At 68.7% G+C, this 19,055-nt stretch carries 16 protein-coding genes and 1 riboswitch; of the genes, 3 read left to right on the top strand and 13 right to left on the bottom strand.

Features of this window, described 5'->3' with window-relative positions:
• The 3 genes from V5F63_RS16960 to V5F63_RS16950 form a co-directional block, all read right to left on the bottom strand.
• Positions 1–825, bottom strand: coding sequence for an ABC transporter ATP-binding protein (locus tag V5F63_RS16960; RefSeq protein ID WP_394100809.1), 825 nt, complete (start codon positions 823–825; stop codon positions 1–3).
• A complete protein-coding gene (locus V5F63_RS16955; RefSeq protein WP_394100810.1) occupies positions 822–1,634 on the bottom strand; it encodes an ABC transporter permease in 813 nt (270 codons plus the stop codon). Before V5F63_RS16955 ends, V5F63_RS16960 begins: the two co-directional genes overlap by 4 nt.
• Positions 1,635–1,881: 247 nt before the next feature.
• Positions 1,882–2,985: a putative urea ABC transporter substrate-binding protein gene (locus V5F63_RS16950; RefSeq protein ID WP_394100811.1), complete on the bottom strand. Its 1,104-nt coding sequence runs from the start codon at positions 2,983–2,985 to the stop codon at positions 1,882–1,884.
• A 70-nt stretch (positions 2,986–3,055) separates the two neighbouring features.
• Positions 3,056–3,164: riboswitch (guanidine-I (ykkC/yxkD leader) on the bottom strand.
• Between the two features lie 275 nt (positions 3,165–3,439).
• Between V5F63_RS16950 and V5F63_RS16945 the strand changes: the two genes are divergently transcribed.
• Positions 3,440–4,468 (top strand): AI-2E family transporter, encoded by a 1,029-nt coding sequence (locus V5F63_RS16945; protein WP_394100812.1) that lies wholly within the window; start codon positions 3,440–3,442, stop codon positions 4,466–4,468.
• Between the two features lie 135 nt (positions 4,469–4,603).
• On the opposite strand, the gene V5F63_RS16940 is transcribed toward V5F63_RS16945, so the two are convergent.
• The 4 genes from V5F63_RS16940 to V5F63_RS16925 form a co-directional block, all read right to left on the bottom strand.
• Positions 4,604–5,953 (bottom strand): ABC1 kinase family protein, encoded by a 1,350-nt coding sequence (locus V5F63_RS16940; protein WP_394100813.1) that lies wholly within the window; start codon positions 5,951–5,953, stop codon positions 4,604–4,606.
• A 31-nt stretch (positions 5,954–5,984) separates the two neighbouring features.
• Positions 5,985–6,482, bottom strand: coding sequence for a DUF6790 family protein (locus V5F63_RS16935; RefSeq protein WP_394100814.1), 498 nt, complete (start codon positions 6,480–6,482; stop codon positions 5,985–5,987).
• A gap of 53 nt (positions 6,483–6,535) precedes the next feature.
• Positions 6,536–8,134 carry a serine hydrolase gene (locus tag V5F63_RS16930; RefSeq protein ID WP_394100815.1) on the bottom strand — a complete coding sequence of 533 codons (1,599 nt, stop codon included), beginning with the start codon at positions 8,132–8,134 and terminating at the stop codon, positions 6,536–6,538.
• A 249-nt stretch (positions 8,135–8,383) separates the two neighbouring features.
• Positions 8,384–10,705: a sensor histidine kinase gene (locus tag V5F63_RS16925; protein WP_394100816.1), complete on the bottom strand. Its 2,322-nt coding sequence runs from the start codon at positions 10,703–10,705 to the stop codon at positions 8,384–8,386.
• Positions 10,706–11,260: 555 nt separating this feature from the next.
• On the opposite strand from V5F63_RS16925, the gene aroB reads away from it, so the two are divergent.
• Positions 11,261–13,063, top strand: a complete 1,803-nt coding sequence (gene aroB / locus V5F63_RS16920) for a 3-dehydroquinate synthase (protein ID WP_394028072.1) — start codon at positions 11,261–11,263, stop codon at positions 13,061–13,063.
• A gap of 373 nt (positions 13,064–13,436) precedes the next feature.
• On the opposite strand, the gene V5F63_RS16915 is transcribed toward aroB, so the two are convergent.
• The 3 genes from V5F63_RS16915 to trxC all read right to left on the bottom strand — a co-directional run bounded on the left by V5F63_RS16915 (position 13,437) and on the right by trxC (position 15,630).
• Positions 13,437–14,660, bottom strand: coding sequence for an NAD(P)/FAD-dependent oxidoreductase (locus tag V5F63_RS16915; RefSeq protein ID WP_394100817.1), 1,224 nt, complete (start codon positions 14,658–14,660; stop codon positions 13,437–13,439).
• Between the two features lie 55 nt (positions 14,661–14,715).
• A complete protein-coding gene (locus tag V5F63_RS16910) occupies positions 14,716–15,054 on the bottom strand; it encodes a Rieske 2Fe-2S domain-containing protein (RefSeq protein WP_209484197.1) in 339 nt (112 codons plus the stop codon).
• Between the two features lie 93 nt (positions 15,055–15,147).
• Positions 15,148–15,630, bottom strand: a complete 483-nt coding sequence (gene trxC / locus V5F63_RS16905; RefSeq protein ID WP_394100818.1) for a thioredoxin TrxC — start codon at positions 15,628–15,630, stop codon at positions 15,148–15,150.
• 129 nt (positions 15,631–15,759) lie between these two features.
• Here trxC and V5F63_RS16900 point away from each other — a divergent pair, with 129 nt between their 5' ends.
• Entirely contained in the window at positions 15,760–16,059 is a 300-nt protein-coding gene (locus tag V5F63_RS16900) for a putative quinol monooxygenase (RefSeq protein WP_394028075.1), read from the top strand.
• Between the two features lie 167 nt (positions 16,060–16,226).
• Here the strand turns inward: V5F63_RS16900 and V5F63_RS16895 are convergent, their stop codons facing one another.
• The 3 genes from V5F63_RS16895 to V5F63_RS16885 all read right to left on the bottom strand — a co-directional run bounded on the left by V5F63_RS16895 (position 16,227) and on the right by V5F63_RS16885 (position 19,047).
• A complete protein-coding gene (locus V5F63_RS16895) occupies positions 16,227–17,057 on the bottom strand; it encodes an ABC transporter ATP-binding protein (protein ID WP_394100819.1) in 831 nt (276 codons plus the stop codon).
• Positions 17,054–18,070 carry an ABC transporter substrate-binding protein gene (locus V5F63_RS16890; protein WP_394100820.1) on the bottom strand — a complete coding sequence of 339 codons (1,017 nt, stop codon included), beginning with the start codon at positions 18,068–18,070 and terminating at the stop codon, positions 17,054–17,056. Before V5F63_RS16890 ends, V5F63_RS16895 begins: the two co-directional genes overlap by 4 nt.
• Before the next feature lie 152 nt (positions 18,071–18,222).
• Positions 18,223–19,047 carry an ABC transporter permease gene (locus V5F63_RS16885; RefSeq protein ID WP_209484189.1) on the bottom strand — a complete coding sequence of 275 codons (825 nt, stop codon included), beginning with the start codon at positions 19,045–19,047 and terminating at the stop codon, positions 18,223–18,225.
• Positions 19,048–19,055 lie beyond the last annotated feature (8 nt).

The raw sequence follows: 19,055 nt of genomic DNA, 5'->3' as shown, positions 1-19,055 counted from the left end.
TCAAGCCGTCTTCAGCGCCGGGTCGTCCCGGCCGGTGCCCGAGGGAATGGCCGGGTCGTCCCGGCCGGGGGCGGTGGATTTCAACTTGAGCTGGCCGGCGATTCTCTTGGGCCAGACCTCGATGTCCTTGGCGATGGTGGCGCCGTAGCGCGCCTTTTCCTCCGGCCGGTTGCGGCGGCGCTCGAAGGCGATGATGCGGGTGGCCAGCGTGAAGGCCTCCTTGAGGTCGTGGGTCACCATCACCACGGTCATCTCGCACTCGTTCCACAGCTTCAGCATGAGCTGGTGGATGTCGGCGCGGATGCCGGGATCGAGCGCACCGAACGGCTCGTCCAAGAGCAGGATCTTCGGCTTCCTCATGATGGCCTGGGCGAGCGCGAGGCGCTGCTGCATGCCGCCGGACAAAGCGGCGGGATACTTGTCCTCCGCCCCCTTGAGGCCGACTTCCTCGATGAGCGCGCGGGCCTCGTCCTGTGCCTGCCGGCGGCGGGTGCCGAACAGCCGGCCGGTCAGGGGCGCCTCCGCCATCTCGGCGGAGAGCAGCACGTTGCCGAGCACGGTGAGATGCGGAAACACCGAATAGCGCTGGAAGACGACGCCCCGGTCGGCGCCCGGCTCGCGGGCGATGGGCTGGCCCTCGATGAGCACCTCGCCCCGCGTCGTGGTTTCCTCGGAGAGGAGGATGCGCAGGAAGGTGGTCTTGCCGCAGCCGGAGGGGCCGACAAGGGCGATGAAGGAGCGTGGCGCGAAGTCGAGGTTGATGTCCTCGAGCACGATCTGCTCGCCATATTCCTTCCAGAGATGTCGCACGGAAATGGCGGTCATTTCGCGGCTCCGAACCAGGGGAAGAGGGCGCGGCGGGCGCGGGCGAGGCCGAAATCCATGGCCACCGCGATGAGCGTGATCCAGGCCACGTAGGGCAGGATCACATCCATGGCGAGATAGCGCCGCACCAGGAAGATGCGATAGCCGAGGCCGGAATCCGAGGCGATCGCCTCCGCCGCGATGAGGAAGAGGAAGGCCGGGCCAAGGGAGAGGCGCAGCCCGTCCATCAGGCGCGGCAATATCTGCGGCAGCACCACGCGCAGGCCCATCTGCCAGGTGGAGGCGCCCAGCGTCTGCGCCTTGATCATCTGCTCGCGCGGCAATTCCTCCACCCGCATGGCGAGGTCGCGCACCAGATAGGGCGTGATGCCGATGGTGATGAGGGCGATCTTGGATTCCTCGCCCAGCCCCATGACGATGAACAGGATGGGCAGGAGCGCCAGCGGCGGCACCATGGAGACCATGGCGACAAACGGCGCCAGCAGCGCCCGCACGACGGGCAGCATCCCCACCAGCACGCCGATGACGAGGGCGATGAGTGTGGCGATCGCCAGAGACGCCAGCAGCCGCTCCATGCTGGCGATCGTGTCGGTCCACAGGAGATAGTCGCCGGTGCGTGCATCGGCGGTGAAGGCCATCTTGACGATGGCGTTGCCGAGGGAGGGCAGGCTCGGCAGCAGCTTGTCGTCCGGGTTCTCCGCAAGGCGCTCCGCCGAGCCGAGGATGTAGGCGAGAACGACCAGTGCGAACGGGAGGACGGCAAGGAACAGCGCCGTTCCCCGATCCGGCCTGACATTGATGAGGCGCATCAGCGCTGCTCCTGAAGGGTGGGAAGGGCGTGGAGCGGGTCGTCATCCGACCGCGCCGTCATGCCCCGGCTTGTCCGGGGCATCCACTTCTCCGCTGGATGGCTCTACTGTGCCGACGAGCGGACTTGCGGGACCGTGGATCCCCCGGACAAGCCGGGGGATGACAATCCTGAGAACTGCGCCCCGGCGGGCTGTTTGAAGTCGGCAAAAGCCGACTTCAAGGGGAGAGGGGGGAGGAACTACCCCCTCACAGCTTCCCGTCGGCGACCATCGCCATCCAGGTGTCGGTGAAGCGCAGCTTCACGTTCTTGGCGTCGCCCAGCACCTTGCCGCCGGGCAGCTCGATGCCGATGGCGTCGGCGGACTTGGCGCCGGAGCCGAGCAGCTCCTTCTCGAACAGGAACTTGCGCACGCGGTCCATGGTGGTGCCCACATCCGGCGAGCGGACGAAGGCCACCGCGTCGGGCGCCTTGGCGAACAGCTTGGTGGCGGCGAGCTGGCTGTCGAAGCCGGCGAGATCGGTACCGGAGGCCTTGCCCATGGCCTCGCGCGCCGCCTTGCCTTCCGGCGTGTCGGCGGTGAAGAGGGTGGTCGTGTCGTACCAGATGCCCACCAGCGCCTTGGCGAAGTCCGGGTTGTCCTTCACCACGGCGGTGTTGGCGACGAGAAGGTCCATGATCTCGCCGGGGATCTTGGAGCTGTCGAACACCGCGTGGGCGTTCTTGTCGGTGAGGATTTCCGACACCAGCGGGTTCCAGGTGACGACGGCAGTCACAGCCTTGGTCTTGTAGGCGGCGACCATGTCGGCGTCCGAGGTGTTCACCACCTTCACGTCGCGCTCCTTGAGCTTGATGCTCTCAAGCGCGCGGGCGAGCAGATAGTGGGAGACGGAGAACTCGACCAGGTTCACCTTCTGGCCCTTGATGGCGGCGAGGTCCTTCTTGCCCTTCAGGATCACGGCGTCGTTGCCGTTGGAGAAGTCGCCGACGATGACGGCGGTGGTGTCCACGCCGCCGGCGGCGGGCACGGAGAGGGCATCCATATTGGTCACGGTCAGGGCGTCGAAGGCGCCGGCCGTGTACTGGTTGATGCTCTCCACATAATCGTTGAACTGCACCACATCGATCTTGATGCCGTACTTGTCGGCCCACTTCTTCACGATGCCGGTGTCGTTGGCGTAGCCCCAGGGCATCCAGCCCACATAGATCGACCAGGCGACCTTGAATTCCTTCTTCGGCGCGGCTTGCGCCGGGCCGGCGCCGAGCGCGAGGCCGGCCACGGCGGCAAGGCCGAAGGCCCCCGCGAGCGCGGATTTCAGACGGTGAAGTTTGGACGAAACCGGAGTGCGCATTCAAATTCCCCTTCGCTTCAACGAATTGGGAATTGGCGAGACCAGTGCCGCCAATTCCTTGGCCACTGAGGTCTCCCGGGCTTTTATCCCGCCGTGCACCCGCGCCGGATGTCTCCCGTCGCGGTGGCAGCTCTCGGACCAGCGCATCGTTCGATGCCGGAACCCTAGCCACCAACTCGACATCGTTAAAAGCAACCGGCGTGCCAAGAGTCTGGCTGTTGTTTTTCAATGACTTGGCGGATCCGCTGGCACCGCGGCTGCGCTTCGGCTGGGCAATGGTAGGTTATTAATTGTGCAAAAGCGAAGAATTGCGTGCGCATTGCATACATTCGCGCGGTTGAGCCGGCCTGGATCGGGCGGCGCGTCGGGTTCGGGAGGCTGGCCCGGGCGGACGGCGACAGCGCTCGCCAATCTTCTCCGGCTCAGGTATCGCCATCGGGAAACCGGAGGCGGGATGATGCGGGGATTGGTGGGGCTGGCGGCGGCGGTGGTCGTGTTCGCGGCGCTCTACGTGACGGACGCGCTGCTGGCGCCGGTGGTGTTCGCGCTGTTCGTGATCGCCGTGGTGCATCCGCTGCTCGCACGGCTGGAGGCGAAGCTGCCGAAGATGGTCGCCGTGCTCGGCACGCTCCTCATCACGCTGGCGGTGGTGGGGGCGGTGTCCTCGGTGGTGGTGTGGGGCTTCAGCCATGTGGCCACTTGGGTGTTCCAGAACGCCTCCCGCTTCCAGCGCCTCTATGGCGAGGCGGCGATCTGGCTGGAGGGTCATGGCTTCGTGCTCGCCGGCCTGTGGGCCGAGCATTTCGACGTGCGCTGGCTGCTGCGCCTGTTTCAGGATCTCTCCGGCCGGCTGCAGGGCATGGCGAGCTTCCTCGTCTTCACCTTCATCTATGTGCTGCTGGGATTGCTGGAAGTGGATGCGATGAAGAGCCAGGTCATGCGCCTCTCCCGCTCCGGCCGCGCGCCCTTTCTCGCCCCCGCGCTCGCCGACATCGCCCGCAAGATGCAGACCTACATGGCGGTGCGCACGCTCATGAGCATCGCCACCGGCGCGGTGGTGTGGGCCTTCACCCTCACCGCCGGGCTGGAGCTGGCGCTCGCCTGGGGCGCCATCGCCTTCGCGCTGAACTACATCCCCTTCATCGGCCCGTTCGTGGCGACGCTGCTGCCGACGCTCTTCGCTTTGGCCCAGTTCGAGAGCTGGGAGATGGCGCTGTTCGTGTTCGTGAGCCTGAACATCATCCAGTTCCTGTCGGGCAGCTATCTGGAGCCGCGCCTCGCCGGCAAGGCGCTCTCGGTCTCGCCGGTGCTGGTGCTGTTCGCGGTGTTCTTCTTCGCCTTCCTGTGGGGCATCGCCGGCGCCTTCATCGGCGTGCCGATCCTGATCGCCGCACTCACTTTGTGCGCCCACCACCCCGACACGCGCTTCGTGGCGGAGCTGTTTTCCGGCCGGGTGGCGGCGGAGGAGGGGGAAAAGGCGTGAACGCTTAAGCCACCCTCGCCCTCCGGCCTGACCGGAGAGCCCATCGCTGCGATTGAGCAGGTGGTCGCGCGGGGGACAAACGGCGCCATGGGTCCTCCGATCAAGTCGGAGGACGACGGCATGGAGAGGCCGGGCTTAAGCGAGCCCCGCCACCTTGAGCCCCTCCGCCTGCCGGGCTGCCACGCCCTCTTCGGAGAAGTCGGCGATGGCCTCCTCGAACAGGCGGTGGAAGTTGAGTTCCGCCTTGAGATGGAGGAACACGCCGCCGAGGCCGATGGCGGCGCGGTCCATGAACACGAACTCGCGCGGCACGGTGACGGGGCCGAGCTGCTTCAACGCCGTGTGGACGGTGAACGCTTCCTTGCGGCCATAGGCTGCGGGCGACACGCCATCCGCGATGGTGCGCACCCGATCGTCCATCAGCGGGCCGTAGATGAAGCGCGCCCAGATGTTCAGGACATCGATCAGCTCGCGCTTCAGGCCCTTGAAGCCCCACGTCTCGTAGGCATGGACCACGCGCGCGTCGTCCCCGGCCATCAGCCCGCGATAGAGGTCCACCACGCCCGCCACGAAGGCCGGCGGGAAGATGCGGATGCAGCCATAGTCCAGGAGGTTGATGCCTGCCGGCCGCCCGTCCACCGAGAAGACTGTGTAGTTGCCGAGGTGGGGATCGCCATGGATCACCCCGAACCGCGAGAAGGGCTGCCACCAGGCGGCGAACATGGCTTCGGCCAGCGCGTTGCGCTCGGCCAGCGGATGCTCGGTGAAGCCGAGGATCTTCTCGCCGTCCAGCCAGTCCATGGTGAGGAGCCGGCCGGTGGAGAGGTCGGCATGGGTGCCGGGCACGCGGACCTTGGGCTCGTCCTTCAGGATATGGGCATAGAGCGCGGCATGCTTGGCCTCGCGGCGATAATCCAGCTCCTCGCGCACCCGCTCGCCGATCTCGCGGGCGATCTCGCGGGTGTCGATGGCGCCGTCCATGCGGCGATGGATGGAGAAGAGCACGTCGAGCTGGGAGAGGTCCGCCTCCACCGCCGCCTGCATGTCCGGATACTGGAGCTTGCAGGCGACGCGCGCGCCCGCCAGCGTCACCGCCTTGTGGACCTGCCCGAGGGAGGCGGCGGCGGAGGGGGCGTGCTCGAAGCTCGCGAACTTCTGCTCCCAGTCGCGGCCCAGCTCCGCCATCATGCGCCGGCGCACGAAGGCCCAGCCCATGGGCGGGGCATCGCTCTGCAGCTTCTGAAGCTCGGCGGCATATTCGGGGGGCAGCACGTCCGGAATGGTGGCCATGAGTTGGGCCACCTTCATCAGAGGCCCTTTCAGCCCACCCAAGGCAGAGGCGAGGGCGGCCGCGTTGTTGCCGTCGCGGTCGAGCCCCATGAGGCGGGCACCGGCGATGCGCGCGGCGACCCCGCCCACATTGGCGCCCACCCGGGCATAGCGCGCGGCGCGCGCGGAGAAGCGGTTTCTTTCCTCGTCCACCATGCCCGTCCAGGCGCTCCAGCTATCTCCAGTCCTACGGGCGCGCGGCCCGGTCGGATCGGTAGGTCAGGGCCAGGAGGATGACGAGCAAAAGCGGCGTGAGGAGGTCCGTGTAGAGAATGGGGCCGGCATTGCCTGCGGCCAAATTGCCGGTCTTTTCGATCTCGATGATGTGGTTGAGGCCCGCCCCGCCGAGGAAGCCAGCCGTCATCACCGCCACCGCGGCGCGGAAACCCCAGTCGCGCCAGAAGGCGGCGATGACGCCCGCAAGGCCGATGCCGAGATTGGCGAGGCCCACTTCGGTCTGGAACGGGCTGGTCGCCCAGCCGATGGAAGCGGCGGCCTGCGCCGGGAATACGAGATGCCCCAGCGCGCCCCACAGGCCCATAAGGCCCACGGGGAAGAGGTTCAGGTAGCGCAGCAGCGCCCGCGCCAGATCGAGCGGCCGGCGCGGCGCCGGCTTTCGCGCGAAGGAGAGCGCGGCCAGCAGGACGGCCGCCGCATAGGCGATGAGCGGAACCCAGAAGACCATGGCGCTCTCCCTGTCAGCCCGTCACTTGTGGGCGCACTCATTTGCGCGCACGCTCATTTGCGCGCAAACGTGCCGAGCCCGTTGTCGTTGAAGATCTCCACCGTCATCCGCCCGTCGGCGAATGTCACCTGCGAGACGGTGCCCGGCGGGAACGTCTCCTCGCCCTCCGGGCGGAAGGTGAAGGTGTCGCCGCTCCAGTGGGCGAGGGTGTAGCGGCGGGGCAGGGGGCCGATGATGAGCACGAGGCCGCCGGTCTCCTCCGCCACCGTGGCGTCGCCGAAATAGGCGTTGGCATAGGTGCCGGTATAATTCGCCAGCGGCTTGGCCGGCTCCGGCTTTGTCGGCCGCGCCTTGCCGGCCAGCGCCCCGGCCGGCTTGTACATGGGCATGATGAGCGGCTGATAGGCGGCGTACCAGTCGCGCGTCAGCCCGCCGAACTGCACGATGTCCATGAAGCTCATGGCGAGCGCCTCGGGGGCGCCGGTGGGCTGGGCATTGGTGAGCACCACGATGCCGAGCTTCTCCGAGGGCAGCAGCACGAAATTCGTTGCCGCGCCGAGGATGAACGCGCCGGAATGGTCGAGCGTCACCCGTCCGGCCGGCGAGACGCCGACGCCGAAGCCATAGCCATAGGTGCCGGGGCGGGCATCCACCGCATAAGCGGGGGAGGAGATGGTCTCGCCCCGCATGGCCGGCAGCAGCGCGGCGGCGGGCACGATCTCGCGGCCCTCAACGGAGCCGTTGCCGAGCACGAAGGCGAGCCATTTCCCCATGTCCCGCGCGGACGAGGACACCCCGCCCGCCGGCGCCTGCGCATCCGGGTCGCGCTGGTATTTCGCGACGAAGTGGCCGTTCTCCTTCACATGAGGGATGGCGCGGTTGGGACGGGCCATGAAATCGGCGAAGCGGGAGGACGTCGCCGCCATGCCGAGGGGCTTGTAGAGCACCTCCTGCGAGAGGTCCGCCCACTCCTTGCCGGCGGCCGTCGCCACGGCCTCGGCGGCGGCGGTGAGGCCGAAATTGGTATAGGCATAGCTCGCGCGGAACGGCGCCAGTGGCAGCAGCCTGATGCGCTCCAGCACCTGCCGGCGGTCGAAGCCGATGCTCTCCAGCTCGTCGCCCGCATGGTCCGGCAGGCCGGAGCGGTGGCTGTAGAGATCGCCGAGGGTGACGTGCTCCGACACCCACGGGTCCTTGAGGGCGAACCAGGGCAGCAGGGTGCGCACCGGCGCGTCCCACTGCACCCGGCCCTTCCCCGCTTGGCCTTGGCCCACCTCATGCGCCACGACGCCCGCCCCCACCGCCTTGGAGAGGGAGGCGAGCTGGAACACCGTGTCCGCATCGATGGGCGCGCTCTCGCCCGCCTTGCGCACGCCGTAGCCCTTGAGCGCCAGCACCTTGCCGTCCTGAACCACCACCACGGCGAGGCCGGGCACGCCGGAGCGCGCCATCATCTCCTGCGCCAGAGCGTCGATCTCCTTCACCGCCCGCCCGATCTGGCCGGGCGCGATGGACACGCCGGAGGTCTGCGGCGGCGGCTTCGAGCCGTCGATGGGGTCGTGGGCGAGGGCGGGGAGCGGGGTCGCGGCGAGGAGGGCGGCGAGGCCGAGGAGCGGGCGGAGGAGAGGGCGGGCGAGGCGGTGCGGCGTCATCGTGGGCGGCCTCCGGTGGCGGGCATCGTGCCGTGCACCCGCAGCCGACAGGCTTAATGGCTGGGCGCGGTCGCGCGCAAGGGCAGGGTGCCATTGCGGCAGCACCGGGCGGGGCGCTAGCCACCAATCCGGGCAGCCCTCTGGCCCCGAAGTGGATCGCCCGCACAAGGCGGGCGATGACGGCGAATTGGGGGGAGAAAGAGCCGGCGCGAGGGAGGAGTCTGAGGCAGGGGTCCTCCCCCGCCCCCCTCACATCACCGCCAGCAGCCTCGGCGTCTCGTTGGAGTTCGCCGCCCGGCCGTCCAGCGGGAGGCGGACGAAGACGGTGGTGCCGGAGCCTTCGATGGAGCGGATGCGCATGGCGCCGCCGTGCAGCTCCACAAGCGACTTGGCGATGGCGAGGCCGAGGCCGGAGCCCTTGTGGGTCTTGGTGAACTGGCTTTCCACCTGCTCGAACGGCCGGCCGATGCGGGCAAGCGCCCCCTTGGCGATGCCGATGCCGGTGTCCTCGATGGCGATCACCGCCGCCGCCCCGTTCACCCGCGCCTTCACCGCGATGCGGCCGCCCTCGGGGGTGAACTTCACGGCGTTGGAGAGGAGGTTGAGCAAAATCTGCTTCAGCGCGCGGCGGTCGCCCTTGATGACGAGGTTGTCCGCGGCCTCCATGGTCATGGCCACGCCCTTCTCGTCGCCGTTCACCGCCGTGACGCGCATGGCGTCCGCGATGATGTCGCCGAGGGCCACGTCCTCAGCCTCCAGCTGCATGCGCCCCGCCTCGATCTTCGACATGTCGAGGATGTCGTTGATGACGTCGAGGAGATAGGTGCCGGAGCCTTTGATGTCGGAGCAGTATTCCGCGTACTTCTCCGAGCCGAGCGGGCCGAACATGCCGCTCTCCATGATCTCCGAGAAGCCGATGATGGCGTTGAGCGGCGTGCGCAGCTCGTGGGACATGTTGGCGAGGAATTCGCTCTTGGCGCGGTTGGCGTCCTCGGCCTTGTTGCGCTCTTCCGAATATTTCTCGGCGAGTTCGGCGAGCTGCTGGGCCTGATGCTCCAGCGTCTGCTGGGATTTCCTGAGGTCGGCGACCAGCGCCATCAGACGCTTCTCATTGTCCATGAGGCGCTCTTCGTGGCGCTTCATGGTGGTGATGTCGGTGCCGACCGAGACGTAGCCGCCATCCTTGGTGCGGCGCTCGGCGATCTTGAGCCAGCGGCCGTTGGAAAGCTGCGCCTCGAACGCGCGGGAGCCTTCCTCCGGCTTGTCCTCGGGCTTCAGCGGGGTGCGGGTCACCGGGTGGCGGCCGACGGAGGCGATGGTGTCGAAGGGGGTGCCGGCGACGATGGTCTCGTCGGGCAGCTCGTGCAGCGACTGGAACTTGGAATTGCAGAGCACGAGGCGGTTCTGGCTGTCCCACAGCACGAACGCCTCGGAGATGCTCTCGATGGCGTCGCGCAGGCGCATGTCGGCGGTGACGGTGCGTTCCGCCATGCGCTGCGCCTCGGTCACGTCCATGGCGATGCCGATGAGGTGGGGTCCGTCCTCGCCCGCCTGCTGCACCACTTCGGCGCGCATGCGCAACCACACGAAGTCGCCCTTGGCGGTGCGCATGCGGAACACCCGGTCTACCGGCGTGCCGGGCCGCTCGGCCAGTTCCTGCGCCAGCTCGTAGAGGTCGCCGTCGTCGGGGTGCACGAGGCGGGAGATCTCGCCGAAGGAGACCAGTTCGTCCCGATGCTCCAGCCCGAGGATCTCGAACATGGTGTCGGACCAGTACATGCGCCCGCGCGCCATGTCCCAGTCCCACATGCCGCAGCGGCCGCGGTTGAGGGCGGTGTCGATGCGCCGGCGCACCGTCTCGTAGATCACGTCCGCCTCGCGCGCCCGGCTCGCCTGCCAGTGGAAGGAGAAGCCGAGGATGAGGAGGACCGCGCCGGTGGTGGTGAACAGCGTCACCGTGAGCGTGGTGGTGTCCGACCAGGAGGCGAGCGCCTTCTCGGTGGGCTGGAGATAGACGATCTGGCCCAGCGGCGCCTGGAGGTTGCGCACGGTGGCGAGGGCCGTGCCGGTGCCGTAGGGCACTTCGAGCACGCCCGCCCGCTCGGCGAAGATCACCAGCGGCTGGGAGGGATCGAGGATGTCGGAGAGGTTGGCCGGCGCCTCGCCAGGTGCGGATTGGGGAGCGGCGGCGATGACGTGGCCCTGCCCGTCGGTGACGAACACCCGCCGTCCGCCCTCGGTGGCGCGGGGCGGCAGGCTCTCGGTGAGCGCGCCGGGCACCTTGGCGAGGGCATTGCCCGCATGCAGCGTCAGCGCATCGGCGGTGGCGAGGGCGAGGAGGGCGATGTCGTCCTTGGCGTTGTTCAGCTCGGCCACGCGGTGCGCATGCACCTGCACGACCGCGCCGACGCCGATGACGCCGAGAAAGGTCACGATGAGGGCCGGGACGATCCGGCGCAGGACCGGCTCCGCATCCAGCAGGCGCTGGTACGCTGGGCGCGCGATCGACCTTGCCAGGCCTCGCATGGCTTGGTCGCGCGCGCCTACGCTCGCAGCGTTGGCGCGTGCCATCGCCGGTCTCCTCCGGGTCTCCGGGGGCACCGGACGGCCTAAGTCCCACGCCCCCACGTCCTCGATCTGGAGGGACGTGCCGCATCTCTCCGAATCATGGCCATTGGAATCGAATCGGAGGGCTGTTGTCTAGAGTCCGCGTGAGTCAAGAGGCACAAAACTGCGGCCACGCCTTGGTTTGTGATGTGTGGAAAGCGGTGCGGCTGTAGGGCGGCGGGGTTTTCTCGCGGGACTTGTCGCGCCGACATCCTCCCTCGCTGTCGTCCTCCGACTTGATCGGAGGACCCATGGCGCCGCTTGTCCGCTGGCCGCCGGCCATCTCCCTCTCCCCTTGCGGGAGAGGGCTGGGGTCAGGGGGCGGGGCGCCTCCAGCCCGAAGCGGCCTCGGGGATGCACACCCCTCACTCCCGACCCCTCTCCCGCAAGGGGAGAGGGGAGGCCCGCGCCCCCTCATTGCCCGCTCGCGCGGCGGATGCTAGAGCCGCAGGGCTCGGCCAGCGGCGGAACTCCCGTGGCCCGCCCCATCACCCGAGATCTGTGAACGAGGACCAGCCGGTGCACACGCAGAAGTTCCCCGAGCCCCGCACCGGCGAGACCGAGACGGCGGGGCCGCTCTCGTCCGCCGAGGTGCTGAAAAGGCTCGGACGGCGCTCCATCGTGCTGGTGGGCATGCCCGGCGCGGGCAAGTCCTCCGTGGGGCGGCGGCTGGCGAAGCGGCTGGGGCTCACCTTCGTCGATGCCGACGAGGAGATCGAGCGCGCCGCCTGCATGAGCATTCCCGAGATCTTCGCCCGCCATGGCGAGGCCGAGTTCCGCGAGGGCGAGAAGCGCGTGGTCGCGCGCCTGCTGCAATCCGGCCCCTGCGTGCTCGCCACCGGCGGCGGCGCCTTCATGAATGCGGAGACGCGGGCCGCGGTCGCGCGCCACGGCGTCTCCGTCTGGCTGCGCGCTGATCTCAACACCCTCCTGCGGCGCGTGAAGAAGCGCACCGACCGCCCCCTCCTCGCCCAGGGCGACCCGGCGCAGAAGCTCGCCGCGCTGCACGCCCAGCGGGCCGACACCTATGCCCTCGCCGACGTGACCGTGGACAGCCGCGACGTGGTCCATGAGCTGGTGGTGGAAGAGGTGATCGGCGCCGTCCATGCCCATCTTTTGGCCCGTCTCGTCGCGCATCCCGAAGGCATCGCCATGGCGCCCCTCTCCTCCGCCACCGCCATCTCCGCCGAGGCCGAGAGCCTCCCGCTGGGCGAGATCACCCGCAGCACCGTGCGCGTGGACGTGGCCGGCAAGCCCTATGACATCTATATCGGCCCCGGCCTGCTGGCGGAGGCCGGCACCCATGTGACGGCGCTGCGCAAGGGCGCGCGCGTCGCCATCGTCACCGACGAGAACGTGGTGGCCGCCGGCCATCTCGCCACGGTTGCCGCCTCGCTGGACGCCGCCGGCATCCCCCACACCGCGATCGTCGTGCCGCCCGGGGAGAAGACCAAGGGCTGGCCGGGGCTGGAGCAGGTGGTGGAAGGGCTGATCGCCGCCCGCATCGAGCGCCGCGACCTCGTGCTGGCGCTCGGCGGCGGTGTGGTGGGCGACCTCGCCGGCTTCGCGGCTTCCGTGCTGCGCCGGGGCGTGGACGTGGTGCAGGCGCCGACGACGCTGCTTTCTCAGGTCGATTCTTCCGTGGGCGGCAAGACCGGCATCAACTCGCCCCAGGGGAAGAATCTCATCGGCGCCTTCCACCAGCCGGTTCTGGTGCTGGCCGACACGGCCGCGCTCAACACCCTGCCCGTGCGCGAGGTGAAGGCCGGCTATGCCGAGGTGGTGAAATACGGCCTCCTCGGCGACCGCGACCTGTTCGACACGCTGGAGCGCGACTGGCCGGGCGTGATCGGTGGCGGGCCGGAGCGGATCACCGCCGTGGCCGCGAGCTGCATGGCCAAGGCCGCCATCGTCGCCCGCGACGAGAAGGAAACCGGCGACCGGGCGCTGCTCAATCTCGGCCACACCTTCGGCCATGCGCTGGAGGCCGGCGCCGGCTATTCCCAGCGCCTCCTCCACGGCGAGGGCGTCGCCATCGGCATGGCCTTGGCCTTTGCGTTTTCCGCGAAGCTCGGCCTGTGCCCGGGGCAGGACGTGACGCGGGTGGTGCGGCATCTGGAGGCCGTGGGCCTGCCCACAAAGATCTCCGACGTGCCCGGCGAGCTGCCCGACACGGACGGGCTGATGGACCTCATCGCCCAGGACAAGAAGGTGAGCCGCGGCGCGCTCACCTTCATCCTCGTGCGCGGCATCGGCGAAGCCTTCATCGCCAGGGACGTGAACCCGCAAGAGGTGCGCGCCTTCCTCGCCGAGATGCGGTGAGGGGACGAACACCCCAGTGCCGTCATTGCCCGGCTCGTCCGGGCAATCCACCCATCCGTTAGCGAGATACTCCGGCACCCGATCCGGCCCAACCGTGGATCGCCCGGACGAGCCGGGCGATGACAAGCCGTATGGATCGTTCGCTGTCGGTGGCGCAAGAGCGGACCCGGTTCCCCGGACAAGCGACACCGCAGGTGGAGCGCCGATCCGGGGGCCAGCGCAAGACTCCCGCGCAGCGGGCCGTTCTTCCCTCTCCCCTCTCCCTCTCCCGCAGGGGGAGAGGGAGCTGAAGCAGCGCCTTCGGCGAAATGTTGCGCTGGGCGCCGGCTCGCATTCCGCTATCGCTGCATGCGTCCGGGGCGCGAAGGAGCGCTCACTTCGCCGCAGGCCGCGCCTGCAGCACCGGCGCGGCGGCGGCGAACATCGCCTCTTTCGTCGCGGGCACGGGCGGGTAGATGCGGCTGCAATTGATGGTCTGCTTCACCGTCTTGGCTTCCGCGCCCGACGCCACCAGCGTGCCGCGATCCCAGCCGGAGGTGTAGACGGCGCCCTCCGGCCCCAGGTCCATCACCGTCACATAGTCCGGCGCGGAGAAGGCCACCCGGTCCTGACGCCGGCCGGCGAGGTCGCACACCGCATTGTGGCCGGCGAGGCGGCCCATGGGCCGGGCGTGCTGGCAGGACATGACGGTGACGTGGCCGAGATCGTCCGCCGCCGCCACCGCGCAATCGCCCGCCGCATAGACATCGCTGACGCCCTCCACCTTCATAAAGGCATCCACCGCCACCCGGCCCAGGTGGTCGAGCGGGACCCCGAGCTGGCCGGCAAGCGGGCTCGCATGGGCGCCGGTGGTGAAGATGACGGTACGGGACGGGATGTGCGTGCCGTCGGTCAACTGCACGCCATCCGCTTCCACGGCCGCGATGCCGGAATGATCGCGGACCTCCACGCCGGCCGCCGCGAGGGCGGCGCGCACGGTGGCCGCGCCGGCCCGCATGGCGGCACCGATCTCGTGGCGATCCACCAGCACGACGCGCACAGGAGCGCCCTCGCCCAACAGCGCGCGCAGCCGGCCCGGCAACTCGCAGGCGATCTCCACGCCCGCCAGCCCGCCGCCGATGACCACGGCGGTTTCGGCGGCGCCGTCGCGCGGGCCGGAGGCCAGCGCGGCAAGATGCGCGGCGAGGCGCTCGGCTCCGGCATAGCTGTCCACGTCGAAGGTGGGCTGCGCGCAGGGCACGGCCGGCATCGTCAGCGCGCTGCCGGCGGCGAGGATCAGACGATCATAGGAGATCGGCCCGGCATCGGTGGCAAGGGAGCGGCCGGCGGGATCGATGGCGCTCACCGCCGCCGCGATGCGCCCCACGCCGATGGGGGCGAGCAGATCGTCCAGCGGCAGGCGGATGGCCGCGAGGTCGTCCTCATAGCAGCGCACGCGGATGGTGTGGAACGCCTCCGGCGCCACGAGCGCGATCTCCAGCGCGGCGGGATCGATGCCGAACAGCTCCCGCGCCCGCGCCGCCGCCGCTGCTCCCCAGAGCCCGGCGAACCCGCCGCCCACCACGATGATACGTCGTTTGCCCGCGTCTTGTGTCATTGCCGGCGCCTCCCGACGCCAGCATAGGGCAGGCGGCGCGAGCCGGCGATGAGGATCAGGCGGGCGCGCGGGCGGGCTTCACCGGGCCGACATCCACCTGGATCTCGTCGCCCTCGATCTTGATCTCATAGGGGTGCAGCGCATTGCGCACGAGGTGGGTGGAGCATTTTCCGGTGTTGCAGTCGAAGCCCCACATGTGGTGCGTGCACATGAGGGTCTTGCCGTCGAAGGTGGACTCGGTCAGCGGCATGTCGGCGTGGGGGCATCGGCCGCGATAGGCCTTGATCTCCCCGCCCGTGGGCCACACCAGCAGCACGCTCTTCTTGCCCACCTGAAAGAGGCCCATGGCGCCCTCGGCGAGGGCGTCCTTGTTGCAGATGACGGTGAAGGCCATGGCGCGCGCGTCCTGTCCGGTGAGGCTCCGGCAGGGCGCTTCGCAAGATCAGGGCCAGCCTGGAACCCTCCCAATTGTCGGAAATCCGACGCTCTATTTCGCCTCGTCGGCGCGGGAGAGGGCATCATAGAGCCAGCGACGGAGGTCGCCCGCGAACATGGCGCCCGCCACCCGCGCCACCTCATTGCGGTTGGCGATGAAGCTCAGGGTGGGAATGGAGCTGATGCGGAAATAGTCGGCGAGTTCGCGCTCCTTGTCCGTGTCCACCTTGGCGAAGCGGACATGGGGCTCGAACTCCGCCGCAAGGGCCTCGAACACCGGCGCCATGCTCTTGCAGGGGCCGCACCAGTCCGCCCAGAAGTCGATGACGAGGGGCAGGTCGCTCTGCGACGTGTGGGCGGTGAAGCTCTCGGCGGTGAGCGTCATGGGCTTGCCGGTGAAGAGTGCCCCGCCGCAGGCCGGGCAGGAAAGCGCGCGGGCGTCCGCGCCATCCGGAACGGAGGTCACGGCATGGCAGGCGGGGCAGGCAATGGTGCGCGCACGGGCGGCGGTCGCAGTGGTGTCGGCTTTTGTCATCACGGCTCCTCGGGGCGCGGGCGTGCGGGACGAGCGGAGCAAGAACGGGGCCGGAGTGGGGATGCGTCGCGCCGCCCTTGCGCTATGGTGGCCCCGGCCGCGCCGGGCGGCCGTTCCGGGAGCAGAAGAATGAGCGCAGCGCCCCTCACCGTCATCGCCATCATCACCGCGAAGGAAGGGCAGGAGGCGGCCCTGCGCGCGCTTCAGGAAAAGCTGGTGGTCGAGACGCGCGCGGAGGACGGCTGCCTGCGCTACGAGCTGAACCAGTCGCTGGACGACGGGCGCATCCTGATCTTTGTCGAGAGCTGGGAGACGGAGGAGAAGTGGCGTGCGCACATCGACGGCGGCGCCCTTGCCAATTTCGCCGCCGCCGGCGGGCGGGAGCTGATCGCGGAGCGGGTGATCCACCGCATGGCTCTGGTCGCGTAACAAAAAGCGCCCGCCGGGGCGAGAGCACGCGCCGATCTGATTGCATCGCAATCAGATCGGATAACGCGTTCTCTTTCCTGGAGTCAGAGGGCGATTCACCGATCAAGTTGATTCAACTTGATCGGATCGCGCTCTGGGCGGGCGCCGTCTGGTGTTGCGCGGACGGCTCAGTGGTCGAGATCGCCCTGCGCGAAGAAGTGCTTGCGGATCTCCTGCGTGTAGCGGACGAACCGGGGCTCGCCCATCACGGTGAGGTCGCGCGGGCGGGGCAAATCGATGTCGTAGATGGCCTCGATGCTGCCCGGCCGGCTGGACATGACCACCACCCGGTCGGCCAGGAACACCGCCTCCGGGATGGAGTGGGTGATGAGCAGCACGGTCTTGCGCGTCTCGTACCAGATGCGCTGCAACTCGGCGTTCATCTTCTCCCGCGTCATGGCGTCGAGCGCACCGAAGGGCTCGTCCATGAGAAGCACGTCGGGGTCATGCACCAGCGCCCGGCAGATGGCGGCGCGCTGCTGCATGCCGCCGGACAGCTCCCACGGGAAGCGCTCCTCGAAGCCGTCGAGGCCGGCGGTATGGAGGAGGCGCGCGGCCGCCTCGCGATAGGCGCTGACGGGTCGCCCCCGCATCTCCACCTGCAGCAGCACGTTGTCGCGCACCGTGCGCCAGGGCAGCAGGACGGGGCTCTGGAACACCATGCCCACGCCATCTGGCGGCTGCGTCACCTTCACGCCGCCGATGGTGATGCTGCCGCTGGTGGCCGGCAACAGCCCGGCGACCAGCTTCAAGAGTGTGCTCTTCCCGCAGCCCGAGGGGCCGACGATGGCCACGAACTCGCCCTTCGAGATGTCGAGATCGATGGGCTTGAGCGAGGGCACCGCGCCGCCGCGCGTCTTGTAGGTCTTGGTGAGGCCGGCGATGGCGATATGCGTGCCGGCGGCCTCGGCGCGGGGGGCGGGAGGGTGCGTTTCGATCCTGTGCAGAACAGCGCTCACGGAAGGAACTCCAGCGTGAAGTAATCCTGCGCCTTGCTGCGCGCGGAGGGGTCGAGGCCGCCGTACTGGGTGAGGATCTCGAGGCTCTCGTCCATCAGCGCCGGGTTCATGCGGAAGGGGCGCGTGCTCTTGTCGTCGGAGGCGCGGTAGAGCGCCTGCGAGTATTGCAGGCTGCGCAGCTGCGCGTCCGGCAGGCCGATCTTGGGATAGGCCTCCATCAGGATGTCGATGGCGGCCTTGGGGTTCTTCTCCGCCTCTTCCACCGCGCGGGTGGTGGCGCGCATGAAGCGCTTCACCATGTCGGCGCGCTTGGCGAGGGTGTCGGTGTTGGCGACGATGCCCAGCGACACGAGGTTCACCCCCGCATCGGTGTAGCGCAGCATGGTCACCGGCTTGTTCATGATGTCCGGCAGGCGCGCGCCCTGCTCGGTGGTGAAGCCGATGAGGCCGTCGGCCTGGTTGTTCACCACGGCGTTCAGCTTGGCCTGCGCATCCGCCGCCACCATCTTCACCGCACCTTCGGGGATGCCGAGCTTCTTGAGATACAGCGGCCAGATGGGCGTCACGGCATCGCCGGGCGTGAACATGATGGTCTTGCCGGGCAGGTCCTTGGGGCCGTTGATCTTGCCCTCGGGAGCGACCACCGCGCCGGGGGTGCGCTGGAGCAGGACGCCGATGGTCTTCACCGGTGCGCCCTTGGCCACCGCCTTGATCATCACGCCGATGTCGGCGAGGCCGAAGGTGGCCGTGCCGGCGCCCACCGCCTGGATGGTCACCGCCGAGCCGCGGCCTTCCTGGATTTCGAGGTCGATGCCTTCTTCCGCGTAATAGCCCTTCTTGAGGCCGAGGATGAAGGGCGCGTGCTCGCCATAGACGTACCAGTTGAGCATCAGCACCGCCTTGTCCGGCGTCTTTGCCGCCTGCGCGGCCGCCGGCAGCGCGGATGCGGCCGCAAGGCCGAGGGCGATGGCGCCGGATAACAGGTGCGTGGCGAGTGTCCTTCGAGAGATCATGGTTTCCTCCACCGGTTTTTCTGGTTTTGCTTTGGTTCTTGTTGCTCTGCTCTGATCGGGACGTCCTGGTTCGGAACTTCCTTCTCTGCCGCGTCATCCCCCCGCCTTGTGCGGGGGGCGACGGACGCGCCGGGGCATGACGGCGGGAGCCCTCACGCCCCGCTGTTGGGGTCCGGCCGGCGCGAGGCGTGCCAGGGGATGAGGAAGTGCTCGATGGCGTCCAGCGCCATGAACAGGATCACCCCCATCATGGAGAGCACGAACAGCGCGGCGAACATGAGCGGCAAATCGAAATTGCCGTTCGCCACCTGCAGCACGTAGCCGATGCCTGAGTTGGAGCCGACGAACTCGCCCACCACCGCGCCCACCACGGCGAGCGTGATGGCCACCTTCAGCCCCGAGAAGATGCCGGGCAGGGCGTGGGGCAGGCGGATGCGGATGAAGGTGCGCAGGCCCCCGGCGCGCATGGAGCGGGCGAGGTCGATCATCTCCTTGTCCACGCTCTTGAAGGCGAGCACGGTGGAGACCACCACCGGGAACACCCCGAGCAGGAAGGCGGAGATGATCTTCGGCAATACGCCGAAGCCGAACCACACCACGAACAGCGGCGCCACCGCGATCTTCGGCACCGACTGGGAGAAGACGAGGAGGGGATAGAGATAGCTCTCCACCGTCTTCGAGGAGGCGATCAGCATCGCCAGCGGAATGCCCACCAGCGCACTCAGGGCGAAGCCGCCGAGCGTGGCGTAGAGGGTGGGCATCGTCTCCCGCAGCAGCATGGGCCACTGGGCGATGACCTGCTCGATCACCAGCGTCGGCGCCGGGATGAGATAGGGCGGGATGCGCAGCAGGCGCACCGCGAGGTCCCACCCCACCAGGATCACCGCGACGAGGATGAGCGGGCGGATGGCATCCATGCTCATGAGCTTGGAGAGCACGTTGGCGCGCGTGGACTGGACGAGAAGGGTGTCGGTCATGGCATGCC

Source organism: Xanthobacter wiegelii (genome assembly GCF_043193855.2).
In the GTDB taxonomy this organism is placed as follows: Bacteria; Pseudomonadota; Alphaproteobacteria; order Rhizobiales; family Xanthobacteraceae; genus Xanthobacter; species Xanthobacter flavus_A.
Note: the sequence above shows the minus strand (reverse complement) of the source record. Positions and strands in the feature narration are given on the sequence as shown.

Bases quoted from the DNA above. Each gene is read 5' to 3' on its own strand.
- V5F63_RS16935 (WP_394100814.1), bottom strand. From the start codon at position 6,482: ATGGTCTTCTGGGTTCCGCTCATCGCCTATGCGGCGGCCGTCCTGCTG.
- V5F63_RS16955 (WP_394100810.1), bottom strand. From the start codon at position 1,634: ATGCGCCTCATCAATGTCAGGCCGGATCGGGGAACGGCGCTGTTCCTT.
- V5F63_RS16930 (WP_394100815.1), bottom strand. From the start codon at position 8,134: ATGACGCCGCACCGCCTCGCCCGCCCTCTCCTCCGCCCGCTCCTCGGC.
- V5F63_RS16950 (WP_394100811.1), bottom strand. From the start codon at position 2,985: ATGCGCACTCCGGTTTCGTCCAAACTTCACCGTCTGAAATCCGCGCTC.
- V5F63_RS16910 (WP_209484197.1), bottom strand. From the start codon at position 15,054: ATGGCCTTCACCGTCATCTGCAACAAGGACGCCCTCGCCGAGGGCGCC.
- V5F63_RS16960 (WP_394100809.1), bottom strand. From the start codon at position 825: ATGACCGCCATTTCCGTGCGACATCTCTGGAAGGAATATGGCGAGCAG.
- V5F63_RS16915 (WP_394100817.1), bottom strand. From the start codon at position 14,660: ATGACACAAGACGCGGGCAAACGACGTATCATCGTGGTGGGCGGCGGG.
- V5F63_RS16940 (WP_394100813.1), bottom strand. From the start codon at position 5,953: ATGGTGGACGAGGAAAGAAACCGCTTCTCCGCGCGCGCCGCGCGCTAT.
- V5F63_RS16885 (WP_209484189.1), bottom strand. From the start codon at position 19,047: ATGACCGACACCCTTCTCGTCCAGTCCACGCGCGCCAACGTGCTCTCC.
- V5F63_RS16945 (WP_394100812.1), top strand. From the start codon at position 3,440: ATGATGCGGGGATTGGTGGGGCTGGCGGCGGCGGTGGTCGTGTTCGCG.
- V5F63_RS16925 (WP_394100816.1), bottom strand. From the start codon at position 10,705: ATGGCACGCGCCAACGCTGCGAGCGTAGGCGCGCGCGACCAAGCCATG.
- trxC (WP_394100818.1), bottom strand. From the start codon at position 15,630: ATGACAAAAGCCGACACCACTGCGACCGCCGCCCGTGCGCGCACCATT.
- V5F63_RS16890 (WP_394100820.1), bottom strand. From the start codon at position 18,070: ATGATCTCTCGAAGGACACTCGCCACGCACCTGTTATCCGGCGCCATC.
- V5F63_RS16900 (WP_394028075.1), top strand. From the start codon at position 15,760: ATGAGCGCAGCGCCCCTCACCGTCATCGCCATCATCACCGCGAAGGAA.